Source organism: Mycolicibacterium sphagni (genome assembly GCF_002250655.1).
GTDB lineage: Bacteria > Actinomycetota > Actinomycetes > Mycobacteriales > Mycobacteriaceae > Mycobacterium > Mycobacterium sphagni.
The window spans coordinates 325948-340254 of sequence record NZ_NOZR01000001.1 but is presented as its reverse complement, the minus strand read 5'-3'; the positions used below and the strand labels follow the sequence as shown (position 1 = coordinate 340254).

12 protein-coding genes and 1 pseudogene are annotated in these 14307 nt (G+C 67.9%); 2 read left to right on the top strand and 11 right to left on the bottom strand.

Features of this window, described 5'->3' with window-relative positions:
• Window positions 1-12: 12 nt before the first annotated feature.
• Window positions 13-237, bottom strand: coding sequence for a three-helix bundle dimerization domain-containing protein (locus CG716_RS01695; protein ID WP_234817663.1), 225 nt, complete (start codon window positions 235-237; stop codon window positions 13-15).
• A gap of 143 nt (window positions 238-380) precedes the next feature.
• On the opposite strand from CG716_RS01695, the gene CG716_RS01690 reads away from it, so the two are divergent.
• Window positions 381-764 (top strand): hypothetical protein, encoded by a 384-nt coding sequence (locus CG716_RS01690; protein WP_133066847.1) that lies wholly within the window; start codon window positions 381-383, stop codon window positions 762-764.
• 1 nt (window position 765) lies between these two features.
• Here CG716_RS01690 and CG716_RS01685 read toward each other — a convergent pair whose 3' ends face one another.
• From CG716_RS01685 to CG716_RS01660, 6 genes are read right to left on the bottom strand one after another with little or no spacing between them, the layout of a single operon-like run.
• On the bottom strand, window positions 766-1212 hold the full coding sequence (locus tag CG716_RS01685; RefSeq protein WP_094475758.1) for a type II toxin-antitoxin system Rv0910 family toxin: 447 nt from the start codon (window positions 1210-1212) through the stop codon (window positions 766-768).
• Between the two features lie 3 nt (window positions 1213-1215).
• Window positions 1216-1422, bottom strand: coding sequence for an antitoxin (locus tag CG716_RS01680; protein WP_094475756.1), 207 nt, complete (start codon window positions 1420-1422; stop codon window positions 1216-1218).
• 3 nt (window positions 1423-1425) lie between these two features.
• Window positions 1426-3828, bottom strand: a complete 2403-nt coding sequence (locus CG716_RS01675) for an HAD-IC family P-type ATPase (RefSeq protein WP_094475754.1) — start codon at window positions 3826-3828, stop codon at window positions 1426-1428.
• A gap of 34 nt (window positions 3829-3862) precedes the next feature.
• Window positions 3863-5446, bottom strand: a complete 1584-nt coding sequence (locus tag CG716_RS01670) for a serine hydrolase (RefSeq protein ID WP_094475752.1) — start codon at window positions 5444-5446, stop codon at window positions 3863-3865.
• A gap of 18 nt (window positions 5447-5464) precedes the next feature.
• Window positions 5465-6619: an MBL fold metallo-hydrolase gene (locus CG716_RS01665; protein WP_094475751.1), complete on the bottom strand. Its 1155-nt coding sequence runs from the start codon at window positions 6617-6619 to the stop codon at window positions 5465-5467.
• The gene (locus CG716_RS01660) at window positions 6620-7351 is read right to left on the bottom strand and encodes an enoyl-CoA hydratase (RefSeq protein ID WP_094475749.1); all 732 of its coding nucleotides are present in this window, start codon (window positions 7349-7351) and stop codon (window positions 6620-6622) included.
• Window positions 7352-7386: 35 nt separating this feature from the next.
• On the opposite strand from CG716_RS01660, the gene CG716_RS01655 reads away from it, so the two are divergent.
• Window positions 7387-8967: a carboxyl transferase domain-containing protein gene (locus CG716_RS01655; RefSeq protein WP_094475747.1), complete on the top strand. Its 1581-nt coding sequence runs from the start codon at window positions 7387-7389 to the stop codon at window positions 8965-8967.
• Here CG716_RS01655 and CG716_RS01650 read toward each other — a convergent pair.
• The 4 genes and pseudogenes from CG716_RS01650 to CG716_RS01635 form a co-directional block, all read right to left on the bottom strand.
• Window positions 8964-9569, bottom strand: coding sequence for an NUDIX hydrolase (locus CG716_RS01650; protein WP_094475745.1), 606 nt, complete (start codon window positions 9567-9569; stop codon window positions 8964-8966). The genes CG716_RS01655 and CG716_RS01650 overlap by 4 nt on opposite strands.
• Window positions 9570-9654: 85 nt before the next feature.
• Window positions 9655-10302, bottom strand: a pseudogene (locus CG716_RS01645) (phosphoribosyltransferase); the annotation flags it as partial.
• 27 nt (window positions 10303-10329) lie between these two features.
• The gene (locus tag CG716_RS01640; RefSeq protein WP_094475741.1) at window positions 10330-12147 is read right to left on the bottom strand and encodes an ABC transporter ATP-binding protein; all 1818 of its coding nucleotides are present in this window, start codon (window positions 12145-12147) and stop codon (window positions 10330-10332) included.
• The gene (locus tag CG716_RS01635; protein ID WP_094475975.1) at window positions 12144-14096 is read right to left on the bottom strand and encodes an ABC transporter ATP-binding protein; all 1953 of its coding nucleotides are present in this window, start codon (window positions 14094-14096) and stop codon (window positions 12144-12146) included. The genes CG716_RS01640 and CG716_RS01635 overlap by 4 nt, the downstream gene beginning before the upstream one ends.
• Window positions 14097-14307 lie beyond the last annotated feature (211 nt).

Genomic DNA, 14307 nt, shown 5'->3' with positions numbered 1-14307 from the left:
GACGCCGCCGGGCTAAGCCGAGATCTCCACCGCCGGCTGAAGTACGAACAGCGCACGGCAGTAGCGCTCGACGAACAGCGGGACGTACTCGCGGATGCGCGCGCCGTCGAACCGGCGGTATGCACTGTCCACGGTCTCGGTGATGACGTGATCCGGCACATAGGGGAAGAGCTCGGTCAGGCGGTGGACCACCTGATCGATCTGGCGCTGTTCCTCGGCACGTTCCACGCCCGACATCATCGGACGAAATACGCGGTTTGCGCAACCACCGCCATCACGGACGGTGGCGATGAGGTGGCGGATAAATGAACAAAAAGCGGTTCAGCGAGCGATTTTCCACCCGCTGCGCGCCGGAGTATCAGGTCGGCTACAGTTCGCCCGTGACCTCACCGCGCAATGTGGATCTGGGCAACCAAGCCCCCGACTCCGCGAATCGCCTTCAGGCTCAGCATCTCCGGGAAATGCTGCTGGCGCAGTGTGAGCAGCTCGACGCCGATCTGGCCAATTACGGCTCCGCGCTCGAGAGGTATCAGCGTCGCGGTGAGCAAACGCAGGCCCGGCGGATTCGCGGGATGATCCGCGCCGCCGAACGGGAGCGCCGATCGGTGCAGGATCTGATCGCCGGACTGGAACGGCGGTTCCTGGCCACCGAGCAGGCGCGGGCCGACCAAGCCCGGCACCCGCTGCCCGGGCTGGGGACGGCTCGGCACGGCACCCCCAGGGTGCACCCCTACCCGACCCCACATCGGGTCATCCGGGGCTGAGCTACGACGCCGCGAAGACCGTTACGAAGCGGTCCAGCGACTCCTTGATGTCGCCGCGCAGCGCGCCGGCAACGATCATGCCGATCGGCCCGAACAGCGCCGGGCCGCCCAGATGTACATCCATGGTCACCACGGATGCTCCCGCGTCCAAGGCGCTCGCCCGGACCTTGCCGATCAACTTGACCTTGACTCCGCCCACACCGGCACCGTTGAGCGTCATCGCCTCGGGCGCGTTGAGGTGGACAATCGTCCACTTCACCCGGTTGGGCATGCCCTTCACCTCGACAATGGACTCCACGACGGTGCCCTTTTCCAGGGTCTCGGGCAGCGTGGAGCGCCAGACTCGGTGGATGGTGAGCCAGTCCTTGTAGCGCGACAAGTCGGAGGCGTGCTGCCAAGCCTGCTCGGGTGGAAGTGGAACATCTACGGATACTGAGATTTTCGCCATGGGTCAGGTGTGTTGATCGCCCTTGTCGGTGCGGTTCTTCTCGACGATGTTCTTGGCGGCGTCCTGCACCTTGTCGACGGTGCCGGAGTACTTGCCCTGTGTCTTCTCGTCGATGATGTCGCCGGCCTTGTCGATGGCCTGCCCCACCTTGTCGGCGTTCTCGCTCAAGACTTCTTTGGTCTTGTCGAGGGCTTTCTCGAGGAATCCCATCGGTCAATCTTGCACCGTGGGCGCGGTTCGCCACAATGTCCGCCGTTCGCCCAGCATCCGGCCCTGCACCCACCAGATGATCTCGATCAGCCCGGCAGCGGCCAATCCCAGCGCCAGACCCGAAGTCGTGACTTCGAGGTTCGACGGGTCCAGCATGAACGTCTTGCGGGCCAGCGGTATGGCGAAGATCACCACGTACGACAGACCGGAGACGGCCACTAGTGCGACCCGCCACCACTGGTAGGGCCGGGCCACTACCGACAGCACCCACAGCGCTCCCATCAGCAGGGTGATCAACGCGGCGGTGGAGGCCTGCGTCTGCTCGATCGTCGTCGCGCTGTTGCCGTGATAGGCGAGCAGGTACGACGCGTAGGTCGTCACGCCGATCACCACTCCGGACGGCAATGCGGACGTCATCACGCGGCGCACGAATCCGGTGTGGGCGCGCTCGCTGTTGGGTGCCAGCGAGAGGACGAACGCCGGGATGCCGATGGTGAACCACGCCGCGATGGTGACGTGGATCGGCTGGAACGGGTACAGCAGCGGGTCGGTGCCGAACAGCTTGTGCGACAGGCCCGCAAGCCCGACCAGCAGGGCCAGCAACACCGAGTAGACAGTCTTGGTCAGGAACAGGTTGGAGACCCGCTCGATGTTGCCGATCACCCTTCTGCCCTCACCGACCACGTAGGGCAGCGTGGCGAACCGGTTGTCCAGCAACACGATCTGGGCCACCGCACGCGAGGCCGGGGAGCCCGACCCCATTGCCACCCCGATGTCGGCGTCCTTGAGTGCCAGCACGTCGTTGACCCCGTCGCCGGTCATCGCGACGGTGTGGCCGCGCGACTGCAGCGCGTGCACCATGGCCCGCTTCTGGTCGGGTCGCACCCGGCCGAACGTGGTGTAGGTCGCCATGGCGTCGGCCAGCGCGTCGGGCTCGGCCGGCAGGTGGCGGGCATCCATCGTCTCGCCCTGCAGACCCAGTGTGCCTGCCACCGCCCCGACCGACACCGCGTTGTCGCCGGAGATAACTTTCACCGAAACATGCTGGGAAGCAAAGTATTCCAGCGTCTCCCTGGCGTCGGGACGGACCCGTTGCTCGAGCACTACCAGCGCCACCGGGGTGACGTGACCGGGCGCATCGGCGCTGTCGACGCCTACGTCACTGGAGCCCAGCAACAGCACCCGCATGCCGCGGGCGCCGATCTCCTCGGCCTTTGCCGCCACAGGCGAGTCCGGATCGAGCAGCACGTCGGGGGCGCCGATCAGCCAGTTGCCGTGTTCGCCGTAGGAGACCCCGCTCCACTTGGTGGCGGATTTGAACGGCGCTGCGGCCGTTGCGGTCCAGCCCGGCGCCTTCGGGTAGGCCTCGGCGATGGCCTGCATGCTGGCGTTGGGTTTGGGGTCGTCGGCCGCCAGCGACGCCAGCACATCGCCGACCGGGTGGGCGTCATCGCTCACCGCGGTGACCTCGGACAGTCGCATGCCGTTCTCGGTGAGCGTGCCGGTCTTGTCGGCGCACACCACGTCGACGCGGGCCAACCCTTCGATGGCAGGCAGTTCCTGAACCAGACATTGCCTGCGGCCCAACCGGACCACACCGACGGCGAACGCGATCGACGTCATCAGCACCAGGCCTTCGGGAACCATCGGAACCAGCGCGCCGACCATCCGCAGCACCGACTCCCGCCAGCCGACTCCTGTGGTGAACAGCTGGGTGTAGATGACCAGCAGGCCGGTTGGCCACAGCAGGTAGGTGATGAACTGCAGGATCTTGTTGATGCCACTGCGCAGTTCGGATTTCACCAAGGTGAACTTGCTGGCTTCCTCGGCGAGTTTGGCCGCGTAGGCTTCCCGGCCAACTTTGGTGGCGCGGTAGGCACCGGCGCCGGCGACGACAAAGCTTCCTGACATCACGTGGTCGCCGGCATGCTTGGCGATCGCGTCCGCCTCACCCGTCAACAACGATTCGTCGACCTCGAGGTTGGCAGCCTCGATCAGCTCACCGTCGACGACAATCTGGTCGCCCGGCCCGAGCTCGATGACGTCGTCGAGCACTACCTCGTTGGGCGGCAACGGCTTGGTCCCCGTTTGCCGGCGCACGGTGGGCTTGGCCTGCCCGACGATGGCCAGGTTGTCGAGGGTCTTCTTGGCGCGCAGTTCCTGGATGATGCCGATGCCGCTGTTGGCAACGATGAGTAGCCCGAACATCCCGTTGATCAGTGACCCGGTGGACAGCACGATCAGCAGCAGCACCCCGAGAATGGCGTTGATGCGGGTGAACACGTTGGCCCGCACGATCTCCGAGGTGCTGCGCGATGCCCGGGACGGGACGTCGTTGGTCTTGCCCTGTGCAATCCGGGCGGCTACTTCGTCGGCGGACAGCCCCGCCGCAACCCCGACGTTCATCGCGGCTCAGGCCTTCGCTCTTCGCGCAAGCGGCTCATCGGGTGAAAGTTCCCATCTTGTCTTCGTCGTAGTACTCGAGGGTCAACTTGGCACCATCGAACGTGGCCATGGAAATGCTTCCGGGAGGGAAGTTTTCGCTCGGGAAGCGGAAGGTGAACACATCGCCGTTCCAGTGGCTGAGCTCGAGCACGTCCGGCCGCGGCCCCAACGACAGCGTGAGCTTGCCGTCCTTCTCGGCGACCACGGCCGGCCCCCAGTAGTCATTGCGGTACGTGCCCAAGTAAGCGGCGAACGGCTTGGCCGGAGCCGGGTTCGCCGGTGGTGTCTTGCCCGCCAGTGCACCGAACGGCTTGTCCAGACCGGCGAACGCGTTGCTGTAGAGCTTGCGCCAGTCCTCGCGCACCTCGCCGAACTGAACGAGGTCGGCGAATTCCGCGGTCAGCGTCTCCGGGATACCGGTCGGGGTGGCGTTGGTCAGCGCGACGATCGCGACGTCGGCCGACGGGATCATGACGAAGTTGGTTGCGGCACCGAGATCGAAGGCACCCGAGTGGCTCAGCTGCACCCGGGCCGCCGACGTGGTGCCGACGTTGAAGCCGTAGCCGTAGAACCCCGAGCGCATCGCCGGCTCGGTGGGCGGATTGGACACGATCTGTGGCGACACCGCGGGCAGTAGCGCGGCCGGGTCGACGATCTGCTGCCCGTTGTATTTACCCTCGGCCAGCACCATGGACAGCCAGTGGGTGAGGTCGTTGACCGACGAGCTGACCCCGCCGGCGGGCGATTCGGGGTCGGCATCGCGCTTGTAGAGCGGCTGGTATTTCCCGTCGATGCGGATGTGCGCCAACGCCTTGTCTCCTCTGGCGTCGTAGTCGGCGAACCGGGAGCTGGTCGACGCCATGCCCAGTGGCCCATAGAGCACCTGGTCGCTGAGGTCTTCCCATTGCTTGCCGGCAGCCGCCGCCACCGCTTCGGCGGCAGCGGTCAGCCCGAAGTTGGTGTAGGCGTACGAAATCCGGAAGGGTGCCAGCGGGAGCTGGCGCAGGCGTTCCAGGATGTAGCGCCGGTCGTAGCCGAGATCCTCCAGCTGATCACCGGCATGGTCGGGCAACCCCGAGCGGTGCGAATACAGGTCACCGACAGTCACCATCTTGGTGGCGGCCGGATCGGCGAGCGCAAACCACGGCAGCTTGTCGACCACCGGGGTGTTCCAGCTGATGGCATTCTGACTGACCTGATGCGCGACGACGGTCGCACCAATGGGTTTGGACACCGAAGCTAGCTGGAATACCGTGTCGGGATCCACCTTGTTGGCCGGTTCATCGGCCGGACGGTTGACATCCTTGACGCCGAAACCCTTGGCGTACAGCGTCTTTCCGTCGTGAACGACAGCAACGGCCATACCCGGGATACTGGAGGACTTCATCAGGTCCGCGACGATCCCATCGAGCTTGGCGACGGCATTGTCAACGGCGTTGTCGGGCAGCGCCAGCGCGGGCACCAACGGGGGCGGCTGGTCGGACAGCGGTTTGGTCTCGGATTGGGAGGCCGGGCTGCTACAGGCGGTGAGGGCGGCGACGAGAGCGACGATCGCGGCACGGGCTGCCAGAGCGGTCATGGCTTGAACCGTAGTAGCTCACAGCTCCCACCACGGGTCTATTGCCCCCGCGGCCGACGCGACGACCCGGCCGCCGGGGCGTGGCACCGCAGTTCGCACGCCGGCGTCGTCGGCGGCCTCCAGCAGCCGTTCGACCGGCTCGGCCCACGGGTGGGGCGCCAGCCGGAACGTGCACCAGTGGATCGGCACCAGCAGCCCGTTGTCGCTGACGTCGCGGTGGGCGCGCACGGCTTCCTCGGGGTTCATGTGGATGTCGGGCCAGGCGGTGTTGTACGCCCCGATAGGCATCAGCGTCAGGTCGAAGGGGCCGTGATCGGCGCCGATCTGTTCGAAGCTGAAGGTGTAGCCGGTGTCGCCGCCGAAGTAGGCGCGGTGCTGCGGACCGATGAGCGCCCACGACGCCCACAGGGTGGTGTTGCGGGACAGGAAGCGGCCGGAGAAGTGCCGCGCCGGTGTGCAGACCAGCGTGAGGTCGCCGCTCGTGGTCTGCTCGTTCCAGTCCAGCTCGATGATGCGCTGCGACGGAATCTGCCATTGCCGCAGATGCGCGCCGACGCCCAGCGGGACGACGAACGGCGCCCGCTGGGTGCGGGCCAGGGCCAGCACGGTGTCCATGTCGAGGTGGTCGTAATGGTCGTGGCTGATCACCACCGCATCCAGGGCGGGCAGCGCCTCCAGCGGCGCGGGCACCGGGTGCAATCGCCCCGGCCCGACGGCGCGCGACGGTGAACAGCGGTCGCTCCACACCGGGTCGGTGAGCACCCGGTAGCCGTCGATCTCCAGCAGTGCCGTCGAGTGCCCCAGCCAGGTGACCGCGAGCTCCTCGGAGTGGGTCGGCGGGGGCGAGTGGTCCAGCGGGATGACGCCGGCAGGGCGGCTGGCCGAGCGACGGCCGAGCATGTCGAACAGTACGAGGCGGTTTTCCTCGCCGTCCAGGGCATCCAGCTTCAGCGCCGACGCGGGCTCGATGTTGTGGAACACCCCGTCGCGGTAGTGGGGCGAGCCGTCAGCAACCGCGCGGATCTGCACCGGCCCGGCCCCCAGCGAGGCGGGCGCGTCGTTCAGGGCCCGCAGAACCCAGCCGCCGGTGGCCAGCGATGCCGTCCCGGCGGCCACCCGCAGCGCAGCCCGCCCCGAAGGCAGGAGCGACGCGACTCGGGGAAGGCCGGGCATCTAGGCGCCCTTGAACTTGGCGGCGCGCTTCTCGATCCGCGCCACCTGCGCTTCGATGACGTCCTGGCTGCCCCACGCCTTGTCGAACAGCTCCTTGTGGATGGGCCACTGTTCCTCGAACGCGCCGTCGTCGTTGAGCACGCGCTTGGAGGCCTGCAACGACAGCGGCGCGAGCCCGGCGATCTCGGCCGCCCACGCCTGGGCATCGGTCAGGTCACCGAGCCGGTTGGCCATCCCTGTCATCAGGGCAGTGGCGGCGTCCAGCCTCTCGGCAGCCAGCAGCATGCCGCGGGCCCGGCCGTAGCCGGCCAGCGAGGACAGCCGGCGGACACTCCAGTTGTCCAGCGCCAGGCCGTACTTGGCGATCGGGAACTGGAAGTAGGCGCCGGGAGCCACCACCCGCAGGTCGCAGACCATGGCCAGCTGCACGCCCGCGCCGATCGCCGGGCCGTTGATCGCCGCGATCACCGGCATCGGGGCAGCGTCGATCGCCTTGTTAAGCGCGATGGCTTTGTCGGGGAAGTCGGCGGCGAAGACGTCCCCGGACAGGTCGGCCCCGGCACAGAACACGGTGCCCTGGCCGGTCAGCACGATCACCCGCACGTCTTCGGCGGCGGCCTTCTCCACGGTTTCCCGTAGTGAGTCGACGAGGTCGGAGTTGAGCGCGTTGCGGCGTTCGGGACGCTGCAGCTCGATGGTGGTCACATCCCCCACGCGGTTGATACCGATCATGATTTTCAGCGTACTGGCACCGATAACCTCGTCTCGTGAGTCGTATCGGGGCTGCCGAACTGCGAGACGCTGCGTTGGACGCGGGCTCGTTCCAGAGCTGGGATGACACACCGCTGGCCATCGAGGCCGACGAGGCCTACACCCGCGAGCTCGAGGCGGCCCGTGCCACTACCGGATTCGACGAGGCCGTGCTCACCGGCGAAGGCACCGTGTTCGGCCGCCGCGTGGCGGTCGTGGCCTGCGAGTTCGACTTCCTGGCCGGGTCGATCGGGGTGGCCGCCGCCGAACGCATCACCGCCGCGATCGAACGCGCGACCGCCGAGAAGCTGCCCCTGCTGGCATCGCCGAGCTCGGGGGGCACCCGCATGCAGGAGGGCACGGTCGCCTTCCTGCAGATGGTGAAGATCGCCGCGGCGGTCACCCAGCACAAGCAGGCGCATCTGCCATATCTGGTTTATCTGCGGCACCCGACTACCGGAGGCGTGTTCGCATCGTGGGGCTCGCTGGGACACATCACCGCGGCCCAGCCGGGCGCGCTGATCGGGTTTCTCGGCCCGCGGGTCTACGAGCAGCTCTACGGCGAACCGTTCCCGCCCGGCGTGCAGACCGCTGAGAACCTGCTCCGCCACGGCGTCATCGACGCGGTGGTCGGCGTCGAGGCGCTGCGCGCGACGCTGGACCGCGCGCTGACCGTCATCACCGACGCGCCGACGGCCCCGCCGGCCGCGGTGCCGAACGAGCCGGTGCCCGACGAACCTGCGTGGGATTCGGTCCTCGCGTCGCGGCGCCCCGACCGGCCGGGGGTGACCTGGCTGCTGCGGGAGGGAGCTACCGACCGGTTGCTGCTGTCCGGTACCCACGGCGAGGCGGCCACGACGGTGCTGGCCCTGGCCCGGTTCGGCGGCCAGCCCGCCGTCGTCGTCGGTCAGCAGCGCGTCGTTGGCGACTCCGGCGATGTCCCGGGTCGCTCCGCTCCTGCCCTCCGTGCCCAAATCCCGGGTCGCTCCGCTCCTGCCCTCCGTGCCCAAATCCCGGGTCGCTCCGCTCCTGCCCTCCGTGTCGGCCCCGCGGCCCTGCGCGAGGCCCGCCGCGGCATGGCGCTGGCCGCCGGTCTGCAACTGCCGCTGGTGCTGGTGATCGACACCGCCGGGCCCGCGCTGTCGGCGGAAGCCGAACAGGACGGCCTGGCCGGCGAGATCGCCCGCTGCCTGTCCGACCTGGTGACGCTGGACACCCCGACGGTGTCGGTACTGCTCGGCCAAGGCAGCGGCGGGCCCGCGCTGGCGATGGTACCGGCCGACCGCGTGCTGGCCGCCCAGCACGGCTGGCTAGCCCCGCTGCCGCCAGAAGGGGCCAGCGCCATCGTCTTTCGTGACACCGAGCACGCCCCGGAACTGGCTGCCGCACAAGGCATTCGGTCGACCGATCTGCTGCGCAGCGGGATCGTCGACGCGATCGTGCCCGAACATCCCGATGCCGCCGACGAAGCGACAGAATTTGCGCACCGGATGTCCGCGGCGATCGCCAGGGAAATCCACGAACTGCGAGAGAAGCCGGCGGAATCGCGCTATGCCGCCCGTTTGCGGCGCTACCGCCGAATCGGCTTGCCCGGCTAGGGATTCGGCCGAGACTCGCGCAGGAACAGCTCGGCGGGCCTGCCTCCGGTGCGGGTGACCAGATGGCCGGTGGGCCGCAGCAGCGGTTTCATCAGGCGCCGGAACCGGTCGCGCTGGAGCGGCCGGCCCGCCACCGCTTGGTGTACGCGATGCAGCTCCCCGAGCGTGAACTGCCGCCCCAGCAGGTGACCGGGGTCGGGTTGTTCGGCATAGCGATCGCGGAGGTGTTCCACCGCCCTGGCGATGATCTCGGCATGCCCGTAGCGCAGCCGGCCCGGGCGGGCCACTGCGACCAGACGGGTCTGGCCCGGCAGGCGGGAGTCGAGCCGCCGGATCGGCACGACTTCGACATGCGCCACCGACAGCGCCCAGCCACGGCTGTCACGCGCGGGATCGTCGTAGACGTGCAACTGGCGCGGACGCAAGCCACGCACAGCGGCTTTGGCATGCAGAGAGCGCTCGACCGCGTCGGCAAGACGCTCGCCAGGATGCAGGAACGTTCCCGGTAAGGCCCAGCCCGGCGCGTCGACGCGGCGCACCTGCAGGACCAGTAACTCCGGCTCGGCCGGGTCGAGGGTCAACAGCGCGGTGTCCACAGCCACGCTCGGGCGCGGATAGTTACCAAGAGGTTGCGCCCGTGTATCGCTTGTATCGCTTGTATCGCTTGTATCGCTGATTAACTCAGTATTGCGTAAAGCCGCTCTCAGCGCACCGCAGCAGCGTGCACACTTCGTCATCGGAGGTCTGGGTGAAGTTGTCGTAGCCCTGGCCCACGGCACTGAAATACGTTGGCGCGCCGGGGCACACCACGTCGTCGGCGAAAGAGCGAAGTTCGGCGATGGTATCCGGCGCTCCGATCGGAGCGGCCAGCACCACCGTTGCCGCGCCGTGCGCGCGGGCCACCAGGCAGGCGGCGCGGGCGGAGGAGCCGGTGGCGAATCCGTCGTCGACGATCAGCACGACCCGCCCCACGAGTGGAATCGGCGCGCGGTCCCCGCGGTAGCGCTCCACACGGCGCTGTAGCTCGTCGCGCTGAGCGGCTTCTACGTCTGCGATCTCCGCATCGCTGACCAGCACATGCCGCAGCACCGAATCGTTGAGCACCCGCACGCCGCCCTCCCCGATGGCGCCGAACGCCAACTCGGGCTGGCTCGGCACCCCGAGCTTGCGCACGACGAGGACGTCCAATGCGGCGCCGAGCGCCTCGGCGACTTCGTAGGCCACCGGGACCCCGCCGCGCGGAAGGCCTAGGACCAGCACATCGCGGTCCCGATAGGCCAGCAGCCAGCCGGCGAGCCGGCGGCCCGCGTCAGCACGATCGACGTAGCGCCGCATATTCGCAGTTTGCGCCCTTGGCAGTCGCTAGGCCAGTGACTCCAGCCAGGCCCGGTGCAGCGCGGCGTACCGGCCCTGCGAATCGATCAGCTCAGCGGGCGGGCCATCCTCCACGATGCGGCCATGCTCGAGCACCAGCACCCGGTCGGCGATCTCGACGGTCGACAACCGGTGGGCGATGATCAGCGCCGTGCGGTCGGCGAGCACCGTCCGCAGCGCCCGCTGCACGAGCCGCTCGCTGGGGATGTCCAACGAGGACGTCGCCTCGTCGAGGATCAGCACCGCCGGGTCGGCGAGGAACGCCCGCGCGAACGCGATCAGCTGCCGCTGCCCGGCGGACAGCCGTCCCCCGCGGGTGGCGACGTCGGTGTCGTAGCCGTCGGGCAGTGCCGCGATGAACTCGTCGGCGCCCACCGCTTCCGCGGCCGCACGCACCTCCGCATCGGACGCCGCAGGGCGACCGAACCGGATGTTGTCGGCGACGGTTCCGGAGAACAGGAAGTTCTCCTGGGTGACCATGACGACGTGTCGGCGTAGGTCACTCTGGGCGAAGTCCCGCAGGTCGGCGCTGTCGAGGGTGACCGAGCCGGCCGTCGGGTCGTAGAACCGGGCGATCAGCTTGGCGATGGTGGTCTTGCCCGCCCCCGTGGTGCCGACCAGGGCGACGGTCTGCCCGGCAGGAATCACCAGCGAGAGCCCGGGCAATACCAGACGATCCGGCACATAACTGAATTGCACACTGCGGAAAGCGATTTCGCCGTGAACCCGCTCGGGGTGCACAGGCGTCGCGGGGTCGGCGATCGCCGGCTTCTGGGCCAGTACCCCGGCCAGCTTCTCCAGCGCCGACGACGCCGATTGGAAGGTGTTGAAGAACTGCGAGATCTCCTGCATCGGCTCGAAGAACATCCTCAGGTACAGCAGGAACGCCGCGAGCGTGCCGATGGTCATCTCAGCGTGCAGCACCCGGTAGCCGCCGTAGAGCAACACCACGCCCGTGGTCAGGTTGCCGACCAGCTTCACCGCAGGCATGAAGATCGCCAGCAGCCGGAAGGTCTGCTCATTGTCCTCGCGGTATCGGTCGGCGACGTCGTCGAAGATCTCCTGATTGCGCGGCGCGCGGCGGTAGGCCTGTACCGCTTTGATCCCCGTCATCGTCTCGACGAACTGCACGATCACCAGCGCGGCGCTCTCCCGCACCCGGCGGTAGGTCTTGGCCGACTCGGACGAGAACCACCACACCAACCCGACCAGGATCGGAAAGGCGGTCAAACACATCAGACCGAGCCGGACGTCGAGGGCCACCAACAGGATCGCCGTGCCGAACAGGGTCAGCACCGCGGTGATCAGGCTGTCGAAGCCGGTCTCCAGCATGTCCTGGATGGCCTCGACATCGTTGGTCAACCGGCTGACCACCCGCCCGGAGGTGTAGCGATCGTGGAAGGCAACGTCGAGGCGCTGAAAGTGCCGGAACACTCGTCGGCGCACCTCCAACAGCACCCGTTGGCCGATCCGCCCGGAGCGGTTCAGGAACACGAGCCGGCTGATCGCCTGCAGGCTCACCACACCGCACAGCACCGCCACGACGATGACCAGCTCGCGTGCCGAGCCGCCGGACAGCAGTGGCGGTATCGCGTGGTCAATGCCTCGCTGAACCAGGAGCGGAACCGACAGCCGCGCAGCGTTTTCCACGACGACCACCAACGCGAGCAGGCCGACGGTCATCTTGAAGGGTGCCAGCAGCGAGCCCAGAAGTGCGCGAGCCTCGCGGCGGCGTGGGGCACGCTCGTCGATCGGCAGGTCCTCGGGCTGTTCGTCGAGGCGGCCCCGCCATTCTGTTGCGGTCATCGCCGCCTGCCTTCCGACGCCGCGTAATCGTCGGTGCGGCGGACGGCACCACGCTCCTCGCAGGCCTCCTCGTAGGCGCGGTCCAGCCGCTGACGCTCGTCGTCGTCCTCCCACTCGACCCGAGGTTCGCAGCCGTCGTCGAGTTCGTCGTCGGCGGCCAGCAGGAAGCGGTAGCGCGGCACGGTGGCCAGCAGTTCGGCGTGCGTGCCGATGTGGGTGATAGTGCCCGCGCCGTCGACCGTGTCGAGAAGTGCGACCTTGTCGGCCAGCAGCACCGTCGAGGCACGATGTGCCACCACCACAGCCGTGACCCCGCCCAGCACTCGGCGCAGCGCCTCGGTCACCTCAGCCTCGGTGTGCACGTCGAGTGCCGACAGGGTGTCGTCGAGCACCAGGATCCGCGGTGCGGCCAGGATGGCGCGGGCCAGCGAAAGCCGTTGCCGCTGACCGCCGGACAAGCTCATGCCCTGCTCACCGATGCGGGTCTGAAGGCCGAACGGCAAGTCGTAGACGAACTGCGCAGCGGCGATCTCGACGGCCCTACCCAGGTCTTCATCGCTTGCGTCGGGACGGCCAAGCCGCAGGTTCTCGGCCACGGACATGGAGAACAGCGTCGGGTCCTCGAAGGCGGTGGCGACGGTCTCGCGCAGCGCGTCCAGGGATAGCTCCCGGATATCGGTGCCGTCGATGCGGATCGCGCCTTCGGTGACGTCGTACAGCCGCGGCAGCAGAGAGGCCAACACCGACTTCCCCGAACCGGTGGCACCCACCAGCGCCAGCGTCTCCCCCGGCTCCACGGTGACATCGACATGCCGTACGGCCCAGGCCTCAGTGTGCGAATTGTCCGACGCAGGAAAGCGGAAGCCCACGTCGACCAGTTCCAGCCGGCCGCGCCGCGGCGCGATCCCATCCGCGCCGTCGGTGATCTCGCGGGGTGCGTCGAAGATCTCGGCGATCCGGTTGGCCGCCGTCATCGACTCCTGCGTCATCGACAGAAGGAAGCCCAGCGAGGCGATCGGCCAGACCAGCGACAGCATCATCGTGATGAACGCGACCAGGGTGCCCAGGGTGACCAGGCCGTGCCCGGCCGCGTAGGCGCCGAAGCCCAGCACGACGATCAGCGTGAGGTTGGGGATCACCTCGAGCAGGGTCCAGAATTTCGCCGACACCGCGACCTTCTGGACCTGCGTGTCGTAGAGCATGCTGGCCTGCTCGTCGAAGCGGTCGTAGACGTAGTCTTCGCGGCCGAAGGATTTCACCGCCCGCAGTCCCAGGGCCGACTCCTCGACATGTGTGGCGACGTGGCCGGCCTGGTCCTGGGCCTGGCGGGACAGCCGGGTGAAGGCGCGTTCGAAGTGCAGCACGGTGATGGTGATCGGCGCGATCGACACCAGGACCACCACCCCGAGTGGCCAGTACATCGCCAGCAAAATGATCGTGACGACGGTGATCTGCAGGACGTTGAGGATCAGGAAAACCAACCCGAACGACAGCAGCCGCCGAATAACGCTGAGATCGTTCATGATTCGCGACAACAGCTGGCCCGATTGCCAGCGGCCGTGGAACGACATCGGCAGGATCTGCAGCCGGGCGTAGAGATCCTTGCGGATGTCGGCCTCCACGCCCATCGTGGCGCGGGCGACCAGCCAGCGCCGGATGAACCACAGCACCGCCTCGGTGATGCCAACCGCCATGGCCGCGGCACCCACGACCCACAGCCCGCGCTGGTCGTGATGACGGACCGGGCCGTCGATCACGGCCTTGGTCATCAGCGGGATGGCGACGGTGGCAACCAGGCTGGTGACCGCGACGGTCACCATCGCGATCCAGCGGGCCCTGTACGGCATCAAGTAGGGCAGCAACCGGAACAGATCGGAGGCGGCTCCGGGCGATGGCCGGGGCGCGGCGATGGCCGGATCCGAGCGCGCCCCGCCCGGTTCGGAAGTCATCACATCCACCGCGTCAACCATTTCCTTCGTCATCGACCACCGCTGAACCTATGCGGCCAGTCCGACAAGACCCCCACGTTCGATGATCGCACGCACGGCAATCGGTTATCGGTCGCAACATCCCAACGCTAAAACCTGAACAATGATTGAGGTCAAACCCTTCCCCCGGATGTCGCCGTGTCGCGGCGGCCTCCCACTGGTACGGGCATCG